The organism is Pseudomonas sp. LBUM1646, from assembly GCF_059716165.1.
In genome coordinates this window covers 3,032,009-3,047,319 of record NZ_CP166810.1, presented here as the reverse complement: position 1 = coordinate 3,047,319, position 15,311 = coordinate 3,032,009, and the positions used below count along the sequence as shown (strand labels likewise).

The 15,311-nt window shown below is 57.4% G+C and carries 22 protein-coding genes and 2 pseudogenes; 11 read left to right on the top strand and 13 right to left on the bottom strand.

The window, feature by feature from the left end:
- Window positions 1–317: 317 nt before the first annotated feature.
- A complete protein-coding gene (locus ACA071_RS14195; RefSeq protein ID WP_497644922.1) occupies window positions 318–746 on the top strand; it encodes a hypothetical protein in 429 nt (142 codons plus the stop codon).
- A 546-nt stretch (window positions 747–1,292) separates the two neighbouring features.
- On the opposite strand, the gene ACA071_RS14190 is transcribed toward ACA071_RS14195, so the two are convergent.
- Window positions 1,293–1,553: a hypothetical protein gene (locus ACA071_RS14190; protein ID WP_497644921.1), complete on the bottom strand. Its 261-nt coding sequence runs from the start codon at window positions 1,551–1,553 to the stop codon at window positions 1,293–1,295.
- A gap of 216 nt (window positions 1,554–1,769) precedes the next feature.
- Here ACA071_RS14190 and ACA071_RS14185 point away from each other — a divergent pair, with 216 nt between their 5' ends.
- The 3 genes and pseudogenes from ACA071_RS14185 to ACA071_RS14175 all read left to right on the top strand — a co-directional run.
- The gene (locus ACA071_RS14185) at window positions 1,770–2,024 is read left to right on the top strand and encodes a hypothetical protein (RefSeq protein WP_497644920.1); all 255 of its coding nucleotides are present in this window, start codon (window positions 1,770–1,772) and stop codon (window positions 2,022–2,024) included.
- On the top strand, window positions 2,021–2,512 hold the full coding sequence (locus tag ACA071_RS14180) for a hypothetical protein (RefSeq protein ID WP_497644919.1): 492 nt from the start codon (window positions 2,021–2,023) through the stop codon (window positions 2,510–2,512). Before ACA071_RS14185 ends, ACA071_RS14180 begins: the two co-directional genes overlap by 4 nt.
- Window positions 2,422–2,709 (top strand): annotated as a pseudogene (locus ACA071_RS14175) (zinc-finger-containing protein); the annotation flags it as partial. The gene ACA071_RS14180 and the pseudogene ACA071_RS14175, both read left to right, overlap by 91 nt.
- Window positions 2,710–2,728: 19 nt before the next feature.
- Here ACA071_RS14175 and ACA071_RS14170 read toward each other — a convergent pair.
- Window positions 2,729–2,854 (bottom strand): annotated as a pseudogene (locus ACA071_RS14170) (IS3 family transposase); the annotation flags it as partial.
- Between the two features lie 354 nt (window positions 2,855–3,208).
- Here ACA071_RS14170 and ACA071_RS14165 point away from each other — a divergent pair.
- Both ACA071_RS14165 and ACA071_RS14160 read left to right on the top strand, forming a co-directional pair.
- A complete protein-coding gene (locus ACA071_RS14165; RefSeq protein ID WP_497644918.1) occupies window positions 3,209–3,601 on the top strand; it encodes a hypothetical protein in 393 nt (130 codons plus the stop codon).
- Between the two features lie 74 nt (window positions 3,602–3,675).
- On the top strand, window positions 3,676–3,885 hold the full coding sequence (locus ACA071_RS14160) for a hypothetical protein (RefSeq protein WP_169370041.1): 210 nt from the start codon (window positions 3,676–3,678) through the stop codon (window positions 3,883–3,885).
- Window positions 3,886–4,242: 357 nt separating this feature from the next.
- Here ACA071_RS14160 and ACA071_RS14155 read toward each other — a convergent pair whose 3' ends face one another.
- The 3 genes from ACA071_RS14155 to ACA071_RS14145 all read right to left on the bottom strand — a co-directional run bounded on the left by ACA071_RS14155 (window position 4,243) and on the right by ACA071_RS14145 (window position 5,634).
- On the bottom strand, window positions 4,243–4,479 hold the full coding sequence (locus ACA071_RS14155; protein ID WP_497644917.1) for a hypothetical protein: 237 nt from the start codon (window positions 4,477–4,479) through the stop codon (window positions 4,243–4,245).
- 91 nt (window positions 4,480–4,570) lie between these two features.
- A complete protein-coding gene (locus ACA071_RS14150; protein ID WP_497644916.1) occupies window positions 4,571–4,969 on the bottom strand; it encodes a GNAT family N-acetyltransferase in 399 nt (132 codons plus the stop codon).
- Between the two features lie 176 nt (window positions 4,970–5,145).
- Window positions 5,146–5,634 (bottom strand): hypothetical protein, encoded by a 489-nt coding sequence (locus ACA071_RS14145; RefSeq protein WP_497644915.1) that lies wholly within the window; start codon window positions 5,632–5,634, stop codon window positions 5,146–5,148.
- Window positions 5,635–6,071: 437 nt separating this feature from the next.
- Here ACA071_RS14145 and ACA071_RS14140 point away from each other — a divergent pair, with 437 nt between their 5' ends.
- A complete protein-coding gene (locus tag ACA071_RS14140; RefSeq protein WP_497644914.1) occupies window positions 6,072–6,629 on the top strand; it encodes a hypothetical protein in 558 nt (185 codons plus the stop codon).
- A gap of 23 nt (window positions 6,630–6,652) precedes the next feature.
- On the opposite strand, the gene ACA071_RS14135 is transcribed toward ACA071_RS14140, so the two are convergent.
- Window positions 6,653–7,192, bottom strand: a complete 540-nt coding sequence (locus ACA071_RS14135) for a hypothetical protein (protein ID WP_497644913.1) — start codon at window positions 7,190–7,192, stop codon at window positions 6,653–6,655.
- A 330-nt stretch (window positions 7,193–7,522) separates the two neighbouring features.
- Here ACA071_RS14135 and ACA071_RS14130 point away from each other — a divergent pair, with 330 nt between their 5' ends.
- Both ACA071_RS14130 and ACA071_RS14125 read left to right on the top strand, forming a co-directional pair.
- Complete coding sequence (locus ACA071_RS14130) at window positions 7,523–8,059, top strand: sterol desaturase family protein (protein ID WP_497644912.1); 537 nt, start codon at window positions 7,523–7,525, stop codon at window positions 8,057–8,059.
- Window positions 8,060–8,191: 132 nt separating this feature from the next.
- Complete coding sequence (locus ACA071_RS14125) at window positions 8,192–8,497, top strand: hypothetical protein (RefSeq protein ID WP_497644911.1); 306 nt, start codon at window positions 8,192–8,194, stop codon at window positions 8,495–8,497.
- Between the two features lie 58 nt (window positions 8,498–8,555).
- Here the strand turns inward: ACA071_RS14125 and ACA071_RS14120 are convergent, their stop codons facing one another.
- The 3 genes from ACA071_RS14120 to ACA071_RS14110 all read right to left on the bottom strand — a co-directional run bounded on the left by ACA071_RS14120 (window position 8,556) and on the right by ACA071_RS14110 (window position 9,343).
- Window positions 8,556–8,768 carry a hypothetical protein gene (locus ACA071_RS14120; protein WP_497644910.1) on the bottom strand — a complete coding sequence of 71 codons (213 nt, stop codon included), beginning with the start codon at window positions 8,766–8,768 and terminating at the stop codon, window positions 8,556–8,558.
- A 144-nt stretch (window positions 8,769–8,912) separates the two neighbouring features.
- Window positions 8,913–9,104 carry a hypothetical protein gene (locus tag ACA071_RS14115; protein ID WP_497644909.1) on the bottom strand — a complete coding sequence of 64 codons (192 nt, stop codon included), beginning with the start codon at window positions 9,102–9,104 and terminating at the stop codon, window positions 8,913–8,915.
- A gap of 53 nt (window positions 9,105–9,157) precedes the next feature.
- On the bottom strand, window positions 9,158–9,343 hold the full coding sequence (locus ACA071_RS14110; RefSeq protein WP_497644908.1) for a hypothetical protein: 186 nt from the start codon (window positions 9,341–9,343) through the stop codon (window positions 9,158–9,160).
- Window positions 9,344–9,617: 274 nt separating this feature from the next.
- Between ACA071_RS14110 and ACA071_RS14105 the strand changes: the two genes are divergently transcribed.
- Window positions 9,618–9,815, top strand: coding sequence for a hypothetical protein (locus ACA071_RS14105; RefSeq protein WP_497644907.1), 198 nt, complete (start codon window positions 9,618–9,620; stop codon window positions 9,813–9,815).
- 61 nt (window positions 9,816–9,876) lie between these two features.
- Here the strand turns inward: ACA071_RS14105 and ACA071_RS14100 are convergent, their stop codons facing one another.
- Window positions 9,877–10,866, bottom strand: a complete 990-nt coding sequence (locus ACA071_RS14100; protein ID WP_497644906.1) for an acyltransferase family protein — start codon at window positions 10,864–10,866, stop codon at window positions 9,877–9,879.
- A gap of 195 nt (window positions 10,867–11,061) precedes the next feature.
- On the opposite strand from ACA071_RS14100, the gene ACA071_RS14095 reads away from it, so the two are divergent.
- Complete coding sequence (locus ACA071_RS14095) at window positions 11,062–11,271, top strand: hypothetical protein (protein ID WP_497644905.1); 210 nt, start codon at window positions 11,062–11,064, stop codon at window positions 11,269–11,271.
- 38 nt (window positions 11,272–11,309) lie between these two features.
- Here the strand turns inward: ACA071_RS14095 and metC are convergent, their stop codons facing one another.
- From metC to ACA071_RS14080, 3 genes are read right to left on the bottom strand one after another with little or no spacing between them, the layout of a single operon-like run.
- Window positions 11,310–14,036, bottom strand: a complete 2,727-nt coding sequence (gene metC, locus ACA071_RS14090; protein ID WP_497644904.1) for a cystathionine beta-lyase — start codon at window positions 14,034–14,036, stop codon at window positions 11,310–11,312.
- Window positions 14,037–14,060: 24 nt separating this feature from the next.
- Window positions 14,061–14,717, bottom strand: coding sequence for a glutathione S-transferase N-terminal domain-containing protein (locus tag ACA071_RS14085; RefSeq protein WP_497644903.1), 657 nt, complete (start codon window positions 14,715–14,717; stop codon window positions 14,061–14,063).
- On the bottom strand, window positions 14,714–15,310 hold the full coding sequence (locus ACA071_RS14080) for a cysteine dioxygenase family protein (RefSeq protein WP_497644902.1): 597 nt from the start codon (window positions 15,308–15,310) through the stop codon (window positions 14,714–14,716). Before ACA071_RS14080 ends, ACA071_RS14085 begins: the two co-directional genes overlap by 4 nt.
- Between the last annotated feature and the right edge of the window lies 1 nt (window position 15,311).

Below are 15,311 nucleotides of genomic sequence, written 5' to 3'. Positions count from 1 at the left end.
TGAATTGAATGTAATTATTCCCGTATCGGTGTACGTCTTTAGATATGGACTGCCAGCAATATTGTTTTCCATAAGATCGAAGCAATAATATCGGGTGTTCTCATCTCCGCCACCGTATAGAAAAGTCACTGTGCTACCGGATCTAACAGTAACCGCCCACCTGCATCAAATCCCAGAATCGGCTGTTATCGAGCGCTGGCGAACTGAACACGACCGTGGAACTCGGCGCCGGAGACGTGACCGGCAATTCCTCTAACTTGAAATGATAGTAGCGGCATGATCAAATAAGTGATGGCCTTTTGCTACGGAGCTCTCAGTTGAAGCAGCATCGCGGATTAATCATTTTTTTTTCGGCAATGATTTTACTCTTTGTCCTGGTCCAAGTCTGGCATGCACAGTCTTCTCCGGAAGAGAAAAAGCAAGAGCGAGAACGCCAGCTTGAAGGTGTCGCGCTCATCATGAATGCCGAATCCCGAAAGATGTTCGATGAATCAACTCGCCTCGATTCGGTAACCTACAAAGATGGGATCATGCGTATTTCATACACGCTCACAAAAGTCTCGAAAAACGAAGTCGATTCCGATGCATTTACTAAGGACACAAAAGCCCTTGCCGCTTCTGTATCCTGCGCTGAAAAAGGTCTAGGATCTTTCGTGAAGTCGGGGCTTTTGGTTAATTACACCTTCAACGACTCAAGCAACTCACCGATAGCCGACTTTCAGATAGGCAGGTCCGACTGCCTCTAAAGGTCAGCATCTGAAGCCCGCCTCTCTCGCGGGCTTTTTTATGCGTGCCGTACCCGCTACGGGATCCGCGCTACTCGTCATACCTCTCCCGAACAGACCCAACTGACTCTTCCCATCTGCCCCTTCGGCCGCTCGCGCTCTTGAATGGCCAGCGGCGTATCCGTGAACGCATAGGGCCCGGAAAGACCTTGGGCACTTCGGGCTTTGGATTCGCGGCCTTGGCAAGTCAGCCATCAAGAAACTCATTCCATAGGTGGCCACTGCCTGCCCAGTGGGTGAGCGATAGGAGCTACGGCCATGAAGTAGCTGAACGATTCACCTGCGTGGCGCAGCAAGCCTGAAGGCTGCGCCCAACACTCATTCAGGCAGTGGACAGTAGGCCGTCGATGTCACCGCGCATCGGCCGGAATTTCGGTAGGCCACCCCAGCGCACGAAGACAAATTGATGCTGCAAATCCAGGCCGTCGCCAGTAGCGGGCCAAGGGATTTCACGGATTAAATTTGGTGACAGGTCGTAGAGAAATTCAGAAGGGAGATCAGAGCGAGCTAGTCGTCTCTATCGTCACGATCGCGACCGTGATTGCGATCATATCCCTGGTCATTGTCACGACGATCATATCTGCGGTCACGCCCGCGATCATCGTCATCGCCTCGGTCATCGCCTCGGTCATACCCACGGTCGTATCCACGACCATGATCGTAACCCCGATCTCGACCGTACCTGTCTCCGTCGCCCCAGTGAGGCCCGCAGCCTCCCAACAGAAGGGAGCCTGAGATGACCATGAACACTATTACTGCACGCTTCATTTGAACGTCCTAAATGGAAAGATCGGCGATATGACCGTGAGTCTGGTCAATGATTCATTGGCGAGATGCTGCGGACCAAAAAGCCAAATCCAACGCTAAGCCGTTTCCCTCCGACACAACCCGCAGGCACTCCCCTCCGCGCCCAACGGCAACCAGCGGAACGGATGAGTGCAGCCGAGTTTTGTCGGATCAACATCCACCACCCTGGAGGCGTCCATGCACCCAAGCATGCAAGCGCGCCGAGACATCATCGACGTTCTGCGTCAGCGCTCAGCTCTGGCTACCACAGAGTCCTACCGGTTAATCAATCGGCATATGCCCGTGTGCACCTTCCAGTTGAAGGTCAAGCCGGCTGGCCGTGAGTTCTTCCATGTGGTGGATAACCAGACCGGGAAGGTTCAGGGCTTCCGTCGCGATCACAACGAAGCCTGCGCCTTGGCACGCCGACTTGAAGTGGAGGTTCGACCATGACCGACTTTCTCGGTACACCAGAGGGGCCGGACTGGCTCCACGATGCAATCAACTCGCTGATCTGCGGCGGCGACGTCACGGCACCGCGGGCGCATGGCAAGTCGGTTGCCTTGGTCACTCCGCAGTCTCTGTGGGAGGCGCTGGCCGAACATCTGGGTCCGAAGGAGCACATTGCCCCCCTGCTGACCGACAATCGCGAATATCCGATTGAGCGGATGATCTGCGAAGTCATCGCCGATGGCCGCCGAGCGCGCGGCCTAATCTATGACCTCGCCATTGCAGCGCTGGGCAAGCCGAAAGGTAATCGCCCGACAGCGCATTCTTCGCACCCGCCATCTGCACCGCCCTCATGTTGTACGGCGCCCTTGCCGCCCACATGCCCCAATAAGGAAACACCATGCAGATCGATCCTCGGGCTAACGCCACCGGGCGTATTGCTGCGTCCGCACCGCTGCCACACGTCAGCCGCCGCGCACTCAAACGCGTAAAGAATCCCATCCCTGTACCTACGGAATGTCGCTACTGCGGCAACGAAGTCCGTCTCGTGTGCAATTCGGAAATCTACAACGGTCGCAGCTACGGAGATTGGCCATTTGCCTACCTCTGCTCCGACTGCCGGGCCTATGTAGGTCTTCATCCGGACACTGACATCTCTCTGAGTACGCTGGCCGACGACAAGCTGCGCGCCGCGCGCAACGGTAGCAAGGGTGTCTTCGATACCCTGTCTGAGAGCGCAGATCTTCAAGACGCATCAGCCTCGCCACACGATGCCGACCACAATCCTCACCGACTTCGCGCAGTTCGTCAGGGATTTTTCGATAGCCAAGTACCAAGACCCGGCCCAGCGCCGGGCTTTTTTGTTCCGCCTTACCCTCGTCCGCCCATGCACTCCGCGGTGTTTGCAAGTGATGCTCCTGCCTCTTGGACAAGCTTGCGCCACTCTTCGCTGGTGATGAGGTCTGCCCGCTCCATCTCATCAGCCCGCCTCAACAATCTGAAGTACTTATCCTCTTCGTCTATTTGGTTTCCAACCAGTGCAAACAACTTGCGCCAGGCTGTCATGGCCAGTCTTCGCTGTACCTCTCTCATTGGAGCCCCTAGTGTTGGTCTACAGGGATAGAGGTTGCGTCGTCGGTAGGGTTCAGTGTGATGGCGCTCCAGGCGACCAATGGTGGCTCGGAGCCATGACTGGTAAAATTCAGATCAAACATCAAGGATGGCGCGTCGTGCACTCAAAATATCTTTCTACAGCCGCTGTATTGTTCACTATCAGTCTCTCGGCTCAAGGCTCCCCTTTGCCCAGTGAAGACTTTGATGAGTGCAAGCGAACAGAAAACTCGGCCAAGCAGGTCATGAAGAGTAGGCAGCAAGGCGTACCTATGTCAGTGCCATGGCAAATGGCCGAAGACGCAGGAAACGAATATGTGAGCGATTTGTTCAAGATACTGATCCGAGAGGCTTACCAGATTCCCAAGTACGCAACCGAGAAGATGCAGCAAGAAGCCATTCTTAACTTTCAAAACAACTTTTTCGCCGCCTGCATCGTTACCGCCGAAAAGAAACCAGGCAAAAGCTGAACGAACATGCAGATCGGTGCCCACCAAGCGCGGGCTTCTGAGAGACAAGCAATACCCCGCAGAAGGGTTACTGAATGCCAAAGAAACAGCAGGAAAATAAAACAGCGGCGACCGCTGCAGACATTGAGCGCTCAATCCAGGCCCTGAACAAAATGGCTGAACGCCTTTGGGGTGATGGCCGGGAGTCGGAGGCGAAAGCGCTCCTTGATGCCCTGGATTCACTAAACAGAGCGCTGGATCGGATCAGAATTGGCGAGAGTCGCAGGGTTGCGACACTCCACTAAGAGAGATGTACGAGCCAGCCTGCTACGGCGTTGCAGGCTGGGTAAATTGACGGAGCGAAAGCATACATCTATGGGGTTTCTTGAGTTTTTATCCGACCTTCTCACCATCTTTGGCAATATTGAGCCTTACGAAAAGCCTCGTAGGGCCTTCACGCGCGGATTTGTCGCATTCTGTGTGCTGGTGGCCGTGCTTGAGCTGATGATTCTGAGCCATATCTATAGCGGGCGCGGTTGAGGCTTGGGCGCAGGCGGATCAGGTTGGCTCCCGTTTGAATTCATCAAGTTGACGCTGGCGGTGTTGATAGCGCCGGATTGACTGCTATCGGTTATGGACTCAAACGGTCGCCACACCCGGCATCACCTGATGGGATCGACGACCTTAATCTGCGTCAGCCCTACCCGCTCAGCCTGCTCTAGAATCTCCTCAGGCGTCGCGTCTGCGGTAGGCATGATCAGGCTATTTTCTCCATCCCCCAAATGCAGTTGTAGCAGATGCATTGCCGCCTGATGGACGGGCAGTTGATGCTGCTTTAATTCGAAAACGTGGGTGCGGGGTTCGCCGTTGAACAGGTACTCCAGGGTGAAGTTGCGCATGGTGACGTCCTGAAAATGGAAGAAGTGCAGCTAACTACCCTGACTTAATAGTCAGCTGTTAGTTCATGTGCTCCCACAGACCTCTCATCTCTCACAACTGTCGCCGACTCAAAAATTTCACAAAGATTAGCTCTGGATCGTTCGGATCAAGATTCTCTACTCTGCCACTGTCTTGATATCCGAGCTGTCTGAGTAATTGCTGCATCGCAACATTGGACGCATTAGTTGAGGTGAAAATCTTTGCCGCGTTAGCGCATTGCTCAAGATGAGTAACGATTTTTCGACCTGCACCAGTACGTTTGAATGCGTTTGAAACCACGACAAGCGAAATCAGCCACTCCCCGAAAAAACTTCGTTCCAGGCAGCCATAACCAATTGGGACGCTTGGATCGTTCGCAGCACAGGCAACCCAGCAGCCAAGTGATCCTATGGCCCTTTCGATGTGTTCCTGACGGCCCTCATCTGTTTTGGCGAGAGGATCAATATCCATCAGAAACTCAATGTCACTCGAGACAGCCGGTCTAATTTTCCAACTCATTATTTGCCCTCGGTTACGTGTCATCCGAGTGTACTTTTGCAGCTACGGTCAGGACTAAAGTGACGCTGCACCAGATCTTGAGCCGCGAAGCCACAGCGGGTTCGCGGCGTATCCGTCTACCGCCAGTATCAGGATGCGTCCTGCTGATAACTACAACCCACGTAGAGATCGCTGTCCTTGTTTTCCGTGGAGACCACTCGCAGGGTCGCGCCATTGTCGAGGCTGCGCTGGAAGTCAACATAGCCGTCGGTATCCAGCACCTTTTGCAGTTTCAGGGTGCTGGCGAGCTGCTCTGCATCAGCCTTCGGACTGCTGCTTTTGGCTTGGAGAAAGAAGCTGACGCGGTCGGTCATTACTGCGGTGCTGGACGACACACCATGCACCGTCAACGCCGGCGTGACCTGCCAGGCGCCGCCGCCCCACGGGGTGTGCGGCACATCCTTGGGCAACGACAATTGGCCTGCGTCAACCAGACCGTTGAACTCGGTCACCTGCTGCGCACTGGCTTTGCACTCCGCCAAAGCCTTGAACAGATCGTTGTGGTTCGGGCCAGCGGCCGAGACAGAAAAGGTGGACAGGCACCCAGCGAGGGCGAGAAGACCAAGAGAGATTTTCATGACGACATCCTTGTTCAGTGGGACCAACAGGTGATGAACACCTGAGGTAAATGGCAGCAGTTATTGAGGAGTGAGCGTCCTGCCCGACTGCACACGGGTCGGCGCTGCAGGTCAGAAGCTTGCCATCGCTGAACTCAATATGCCATCAGGATTTCCCTGAGGGTGGGCTGATTTGGAAACGCCCACCCAGACGTGCGCACGCTCTGCACCGGGCCTTCCAGGCCAGCGCCAATTGCTGCAGAATCCGCGCTCGAATTTTCCACGGATGGAATCGCACATGATCGCAGACCTGCATCCCCCGCAGCCGCTAGAGACCTCCCTGGCCTCGCCTCCTCAAAAACCCACCGCTTCGGCGAACGTGCTCAGCCACTGATGACCGCGCGCACCTCTGTGCCCACCCCGCGTCCACCCTGCTCACTAAAGGTTATGAATACCCGATGAAGTCCTTGATCAAACCCCTGCTGGTCGCCGTCCTCGTAGCTGCCCTGTGCTTTCTGCTGGTGAGATTTGTCACGCCCTACTTGCCAGTGCTCCTGATCCCCGAGGGCTGGGTCGGCAACTGGGTTTTCTGGTTCGATCCATGGGTCGCGGGTTTTATTGCCGGGCTGGTGGTGGTGTGTTTGCTACCTGCACAGCGTTACCACGTGGTGCCAATGCTGATTCTGGTATTTGCCATGATTATTATCGGCCTCTATGCGCTCAACCGCTGCAGTGCCGGGCAACTGACGGCGATCAATCAGCTGTCGGAGCAAACCTGGAGAAACATCGGCAATCCCGATGCGCCGTTACCGCCCCAGACGCCCGTTGACCTGACCGACGCACCGGGCGTCACCCGGGATGGTGACGGCTTCAGCTACAGCTGTGTGACCCCAGGCGAAACCGTGGACTTCTTCCTCGCGCTGCAAATGTCCTACGGCGCCAGTGTGCTGGGGCTGATATTGGCCTTGCTGCTGACCCATCGCAGCCGCAGAACACCGGTATCGCGCCAGGGCTGAGGCGCAAGATCGCGCCTCCCGGTTCAACAGGCCAACCGTACCGCCAGAAAACGCTCGACCGCCATTGGCACCACGCTCGATGGCTTTCCCTCCCGCCCCTTTGAAGAGGCAAGCGCGGTGATATCGATCATGCCGGGGCCCAGCCGCTCAAGGAGTTGAAACATCTGATCCAGACTGCAATCGAGAATCAGCGACATGCCCTGATACTGCTCCGATACGATCAAGCCCGGATCGGCGCATTCGACCACTGATTTCGGGGTACGCACCAGCATCCAGTTGCGGCGTTTGTAACTGTCAGCCACTTGCTTGCAAATGTCCTTCCACTGCATAAGGCCACCCTCAGTGGCTGCCAAGAAAGACGGCAGATACGCGGAACCGCACAACGTGGCGACATCGGACGGGGTATTGCGCCAGCAACGCGGCAAGTCCCAACAACGACAGGGTTGAAAACAATACCCCACCGTGCAGATCCCCACTGTGGCGCCGAAACCGGCGGTCACCGAGTTGAGTGATGAAAAGCGGCTGACAATAATGAAGTTCGGCCCTGGGCTGGTGACCGCCATGATGTAAATCAATACCGCTGTAAACTAACGGCCCTTGGGCATTGATAAAAAGTGATGATGTTTGCCTACCCGGATATGACGGGGGGAACGTTGATGTCCTGCATTGACATGCCTAGCAGTCAAACTGACTGATATCGCAGAATATTAACGAATAGGGTTACAACTTTTTTTGGATCAAATCATTAAGAGGCGAATGGCCGTTTTACTCGCGCAGCCAAGACAGTGAGCAGCCGAAATATGCAATCAAACGTACTTATGCTAGCTTTGCCGCGCTTCGCAACATCGACTCATAAAATCATGCCCATCGGGCACACCAAGGAATTCTTGCGCATGGCTGCGTCCAACAAATGGCTGATGTCATCGGCTGCGTATTACCTCGACTTTTTCACCGTTCCGCTGTTTGTCGTCCTTGCCCTGTGCATCGCCCCCTTTCATATCGGTCAGGCACTCGCCGGGCTATTGGCCTGGACGTTGGTTGAGTACCTGGTGCACCGCTTCCTGTTCCACTCGCTGTATCGCCGGGAGCATTGGACCCATCATCTCGATGTGCTCGCTTTCATCGGCATTTCCAGCTGGAAGACCAGTTCAGCCTATGCCGCTCTTTTGGTACTCGCGTGGTTGACCGGCCTGACTTCGGCTTTCACCGGCGTGATCGTTGGCTACTTCTTCTACATCTCGTTGCACTACGTAATGCACCGTCCGGAACACTGGGCCTACCGTTTTGTTTCCGGTTTGGCGGTCAATCACGACCTGCATCACCGCAAGGGCGTCGAGAAGAATTTCGGCGTGTCCTCGCCACTCTGGGACCATGTGTTCGGCACCTATGTCCGCGCCCAAGCGCTCAACACGGCCGAGGAGAACACATAAAACACCGTGTCGTTTCCGGTCACGGAGGACAAACTTCACGCCAACATAACCACCACTCGTCTGCTCCCCAGCACCTTTGCATTCCCCATTCTTCCAATACTGTGCCAATCACTTTTACGGAAGACTGGGACCATGAAAAACAAATTTGCAGTGCTCACCCTCGCCGGCCTGTTATCCACCTGTTCGCTTTACGGCCTGGCTGCCGAGAAGACGACCGAAGGCTCAGCCCTTCCGCCGGGTACCGCGCAGCCGCAAGGTAATGAAACGAACAGCGTCGGCACGGGCACGGACGGTGGCAAATCGTCCTCGGGCATAGATGGCACGACGGGCTCCATGCCCAATGGCGCCGACGCAGGTACGACCGATAACGGCCCCGCTCCCGCCGGTGGTTCAAAAGGGGGTGGTGAGGGTAAAGGGAGCAGCGGCTCTGGAAGCTGATTCGAAACGACACATGCCCGGCCCGGCGCCGGGCTTTTTTTCGCCCATTACCCACTGTTCAAGGCGGGCCATCGGCCGGGTCGGCCCCGTCACGACTATTGATGAAGGCATTCCAGTGCGCGTAGGCATCGTGCTGGCGCTTGACGGCCGCCTCCCATGCCGGCCCTGATACTGACCGGGCGGAAACCAGCTGCATCATTTGCGCGGTGGCCGCATCGAGATCCATCAGCAGCGCGTGGGACTTGATCCGGAAATCATCGACTGACGTCATTGCATCCACCCTATTGATGACCTGGCCAAAACAGAGAAGCAAATGCTTCAGGAGGATTGAGCCTGCATTCGGTAAATGATTCACAGCGGCCGATCACCGGTATCGCACGCAAATGAAAAGCCCAGCGCGATGGCTGGGCTCCGGTTATTTTCTGTTTTCCAGCATTTTGTCGGCGAGTGCCTTGGCCCGTTCAACCAAAAGGTTTTGCCGGTCTTCGTGAGTAGTCTCTCCGACAATGGGTGCTGTCAGATGACTCTCTGCAATCAACGCAGCGCAGAAGTACCGATCCCAGACTCTTTGCTCCGACGCTTGCTTGTTCACTTGGTCGGCGTCCATGTGCGGCTCCTCTTGTTGAAGTGCATGGCCAATTTACGCCCGACCAGCAGGAACTAGCCGGGGATATTGAGGAAGGCGTTCCAGCGTTCGTAAGCATCGTGCTGTCTTTTCGTGGCCGCGTCCCATTCCGGCCCTGAAACGCATTTTGATGTCACCAACGTCATCATTCCCATCGTCGCGGCATCCAGCTCGATCAAGAGCGCATGTGATTGGGTTCTGAAATCTTCGAACGATGTCATTAACTTGCCTCAGCGCGGAGTTCACCGCCATTGAGGAACAATTGCCCCTCGATCAATGGAGTCTGGGCATAACCGATAATTCAAGCAGTCTGACGGTCGGTGAGCTTGAACAGGCACGGGATGACACCATTCGTCGCCTGTAAAAAGGAGGGGCGTCATGCGCGGGCCTGTCTGGCGTGGGGATTGCAAAGGCCGGTCTAACTGCCCCAGAACGACGTAATTCTGACGCGGCGGCAATCACAATCAGCTTGGTCAGTCCCCCCGGAGATGTAACGTGTCAACTCTCAATGAAATCGCAGCGAACCACGCGAGAATGGCTATGGCAAAGGCACAAGAGTCGACCGAATTGAGTGAGCGACATCTCCAGATAGTGGGCCATTTCGAAGTCCCCTGCGTCGATGCACAAGAGCACGTTCCACTGCACTTGATCACCGCAGCGCAAGACAACCACCTCGGCCAGGCCTGCGCCTGAGCCGACACCCACTTTGTCGCACGCCGAATGACTCGACATTCAGCGTGCGACAAGTATTCCCCTAAGCGGCGCTTCCACTTCGCTGCTCTCGAACGGCGCCATATCCCGCACCCTTCCGTATCGCGTGGCGGAGCTTCAGCGCCGGCCGTTCGACGCAGTAATACGACACGCCGCTCAGCAAAAACGAGAGCAGCAGCACCGTCGAAACGCTGAAGGTAACAGGCCAGAATCCCCGCAGGAAATACATCACCACAAAGTGATTCAAAAACACGCCATAGCTGATGTTGCCCAGTAATTCATCGATGCGGTGGTATTTCAGCCTGCTCAGCAAGAACACGGCCGGCACGCCCAAGGCGATGCCTGCGGTCACCTCGGCGTTGAAAGGTCGTCGAGGAATGATCCCCGCGACAATGGCTGCGAACATCAGCGCTGCAATGATGGCGGTGGTGGCAACCATCATTCCGCCTCTGGCCCGCAACCTGTACATATAGCTGCCGCAAAGGAAGATAAACAGAACGCCGGGCAGCAGTCTGTAACCGTAGACGTCGGTGTCGATGTAGCCCAGCGAAGCAACCATGAACACCGCCACTGACAACGCAAACGCGAGGCCTCGCAGCTTGTAGACGATCAGAAACGGAATCAGCAGGTAGAAACACATCTCGAGACCCAACGACCAGGCCGCTGGCAGGACCTCAGGCACGGTGAAGCCAAACATATAGAAATCCAGCGGAACGATCGTCAGGCTCCAGGCGATATTTTTGACGGTCAGCGCTGCCGCTTGCGGCGTACCGGGCAACTGGAAATAAATCACCACGCAGGAAGCGACGAAGTAGAGCAGAAACTGCGGGTAGAGCCGCAACAGTCGATCCACGTAAAACAATGGAAATTGCTCAGGAGCGTTGTAGTTCCTCTCGATCAGGGACGTCATCACAAAGCCGCTGATGATCAGAAAGGAAATCACCGCAACAACGCCGGGATTGAGCCCCGCAAACGTCACGCCCATATGTGAAATCGCCACAAGCACCGCCAGCAGCAGTCGAAAAGCCCCCACGCGCATCATCCTTAAATGTCTAATTATTTTGCGCGGTAAGTTACGTGGCTTTTGGCGTGGGGGACAGTGTTTTTCAGGTCGTGGCCAGGAATCAGCCGGACCGATGGCTGGCAATAACCCCTTTCCTCAACTAACGTTTCTACCTCATCAAACAGCGCCCACTTCAACGGTGCGCGTTTTATCAAGGAGAGATAGATGACCCCCGTTCGTATTGCCGAGCAAACCTATCGCGCCTGGTCCAGCCCTATCCTGCTTGAACTCAAGGAGCGCGAGCATCAGTTGGACCCGACGGCACGGCAGGCGCTTCAGAATGTTCTGCTGGAAAGAAGACTCGTGAACATCGGCAACCCCACTGGCCCGGATCGGCGCAACGCAGATCCGGCTAAAGGCGACAAACTCTGGTAACTGCCGCGCCTCACCGATTCGCTGCCTCGACCTCGGGTTTACCCCGCCGCAGCGAATCCCCGCTGCAGATCCTCGATCAACGCCTCGACATCCTCCAGCCCGATGTGCAATCGCAGCACCGGACTGAGCGCGCGATCCTGCTCGCTATCGCGCTCCTTGAGTTCGGCGACCGTGACCAGGCTTTCGTAGCCGCCCCAGGACGCGCCCAGGCCAAACAGCTGAAGCGCATCAATGAAGCGCTCGACGTAACTTTCGTCGGCGTTGCGCAGTTCGAACGAGAGCAAGCCGTTGCTGCCCTTGAAGTCGCGCAGCCACAGGGCGTGGCCGGGGTGATCGGGCAACGCGGGATGGAACACCCGCTTCACCTCGGGTTGAGCCTGTAGCCAGTGCGCGATTTCCAGCGCCTGGCGTTCGTGGACGTCCAGACGCGACGCCAGGGTGCGGGCGCCGCGCAGCACCAGATAGGCGTCGTCGGGACTGACGGCGTTGCCGAAGGTGTCGCTCATGGCCGCCAGCGGTTGCCAGACGTCCTGCCGGGTGCAGACGCTGCCCATGACCACATCGCTGTGGCCGCACAAGTATTTGGTCAGGGCCATGATCGAGATGTCCGCGCCGAGGGTCAGCGGCCGGTACAGATAACCCGAGCCCCACGTGTTGTCCACGGCCAGGAGGATGCCGCGCGGTTTGCACAGCGCGGCGAGGGCCGGCAGGTCGCAGAGTTCATACAGCAACGAACCGGGCACTTCGGTGTAGACCATTTTGGTGTTGGCTTGCAGCTGCGATTGCAGGTCGCTGGCGTCAGGCGCGAAGTAGCTGACCTGGATGCCGAACGGTTCGAGAACATCCCGGGCCAGGCGCCGCACCGGGGAGTACACGGCGTCGGTGATCAGTACATGGTCGCCGGGGCGCAGGTAGGCCAGGAAGGTTTGCGCGACCGCCGCCAGGCCGGTGCCGAACAAGCGTGTTCGGTAGCCGCCCTCAAGTTCCGTGACCAGATCTTCCAGGGCGAATGCCGTCGGGTTGCCCCGCGCGCCGTAGCTCAGGACGCGCTCGTGGTCGCGACGGGAACGGGCGTCGCGCATTTGTGCGAGGTTGTCGAACAGCACGGTGCTTAATCGTGTGACTGGAACGTTGACCGCTCGCCCGCCGTTGCCCTTTTCAGTACGTGCTGAATGGACCAGACGAGTGCGGATCCGGTCACCATTGGAAGCTTTCAGCGGCTTGAGGCTGGCGATTTCGTCTTCGCTCATCTGCGCCAGCAAGCCGATTTCCCAGGCCAGGTACTGACGCGCCGCGTCCTTGTTGCCGGAATGGCGGTCGTGGGTGAAAAACAGGAAATCGATGCACTGCTCGTCGGGCGGTGTGTTGGCGTCCTCTTGCAGGGCAAGTCCTGCCACATTCCAGGCGTACCGGGTTAGCTGACGCTGATGCTCAGGCAATTCCAGTGCCGAGAAAGCCGCCAGTCGCGGATCATCCGCCAGCAACACCAACGGCCGTTGCTCCCCGGCCACATCAGCCGCCAGCAACGAACGGATCGACCAACGCGCCCCGCCGATATGACCTTTGCGATAAACCACGCTCGGGCGCAGATCGATCAGCGCGACGGCATCGTCCTTCAACGCATCAGCCAAGGCCTGCGCCGTGATCAATGGCAATGCTTCAGGCGCAACGGATTCAGATAAAGGCAACGCCAAAGAACTGCCCACGCCGCCCTCAAGCACATAAGCCTCATGCCCCAACTGCCGCAGCCAACTGGCGACAATCGGCGCACGCACGCCATCACTGTCGATCAACACCAACCGCGCCCGACGCACGCCGATGTACAAATCGGTGGATTGAATCAACTGCCCGCCCGGCGTGTGTTGCGCACCCGACAAACTGCCGGCGGCAAACTCCTCGGCGGTGCGCACGTCGCACAGGAACAGGCTGCGCCCATTATCCGACGCCCACGCTTCTACTTGAGCAGCCCCGACAGTTTTCACCCCAGCCTTTTCCGCCAGCTGGGCGGCGGCCATACGCTGCCCCGGCAAGGCATCGGTTGACACCTCATCGGCATACCGCCGAGTGCTGCCATGCTCCAGCTGAAAGTCTTCCAGATACCAACCCTGAGTGCCGTTTTCCAGGGCATAGACCGGGTTCTTCACTCCGAGGTTGATCAACGTCTGCGCGCCGATAATGCTGCGGGTACGACCGGCGCAATTGACCACGATCGGCGTGCTCTCGTCCGGCACCAGATCGTGGACGCGATAGCCCAGTTCGCCGTTCGGGCAGCACACCGAGCCGGGAATGGTCATCTTGCGGTATTCATCAAACGGCCGACCGTCGAGCACCACCAAGGGCTCGCCCCGGGCTTGCCATTCGGCCAACTGTGTGGCGGTTACGTGAGGCGTATGACTGGCCTCTTCCACCAACTCGCCAAAGGCCTTGGATGGCACATGCACCCCGGCAAACAGTTGAAAACCCGCTGCCTGCCAGCCATCGGCACCGCCGTCGAGAATATGTACGTGGCCATAGCCCAACGCCCGCAAACGCTTGGCGGCGCGCGCCGCAACGTCACCTCCGTCCTGGTCATAAATCACCAGCCGTACCTGAGAATTCGGCGCCAGGCGCCCAACCTCCAGCTCCAGGCGGCTGTAGGGCAGGTTCACCCCGAAAAACAGATGGGCTTCGCCATATTGGCCATGCTCACGCACGTCAAACAGGGCGATTTCCTGCCCATCGAACAGCCACTGCTGCAATTGCCCTGGAGTTACGGTCTGGCTCATGGGAGTCCCGTTTGAAAATTAGAGTTATTGAAGCGCGAGGGAACGCTCGTTGGCGGCGATGTCGTGGCCCTTGGCATAGGCGCGCTGAATCGCCGGCCGAGCCTTGAGACGTTCGCGCCAGGCATGGATCTGCGGATGGTCCACCAGGTCCTGGCCCTGTCGCAGCGGCTGAATCCACGGGAAGATCGCCATGTCGGCAATGGAGTATTCGCCCGCCACAAACGGCACTTCAGACAGCCGCGTTTCCAGTACTCGATACAACCGCGTCGCCTCGGCGTTGAGCAGGTCGAGGGCGAACGGAATCGGTTCCGGCGCCTTCTCCTTGAACAGCTGCAACTGGCTCAGGTACGGCGTCACATGCCCGACCTGCCAGAACAGCCATTCTTGAACCTTTTGCCGCTCGGCCGTCCCCGTTGGTGGCAGAAAACGCCCGGCCTTGTCGGCCAGGTAATTGAGGATCGCGCCGGATTCGAACAGACTCAGCGGAGCCTCCAACCCTTCTGGCGCATGATCGACAATCGCCGGAATCCGCCCATTGGCGCTGATGCGCTGGAACGCCGCCCGCTTCTGCTCGCCTTCACGGATATTGATCGGCAACACTCGGTATTCCAGCCCGAGCTCTTCGAGCAGGATGCCGATCTTCAACCCGTTGCCGGTGGGCCAGTAGTACAAATCGATCATGCGTAGGCCTTGATCGACGGCGCCATTTGCGAGGCGTTGTAATTGAGAATGCGCCCGTCAGCCTCGACGCCGTAGCGACCATTGAGGGATTCCAGCGGCAAGCCGTAGAGGTGGAAATGCAGGGTCGCGTGTTCGCCATCGACCCGAATCCCATGCAGGTCTTCACCGAGGAATGAGATCGACGTGCCCGGCTGCACGATCACTTCTTTCTCCAGGTGCAAAGTCGTGAAACCAGGCTCGCGACCTTCGTCACTACGGCCGTAGACGTAGTTGATTTCCTGGCCTTCGACAGCGCTGATGATCGCCCAGGTCTCGTGGTTGTGCGGGATCGTGCTTTTGCCCGGCAACAGCGAATTCAAGTACAAAGTCGGCGTGTCACCATCGTCATTGAGGCGGTAGCGGAACGCAGTGCTGCCCTGCCCCGGCACAGGCGCCGGGAACGCGTCGAAGTTGAACAGATCCCGGCGCTCGGCCAGGGTTTCGAGCAAGGTGACAATTTCCACCAGCGCGGAGCGGTCGACGCCCCGCTGATTGATGACACGGATTTTCTTGAGGAAATCCTCGATGACGACGGCACGGTTATCGGTACTCATG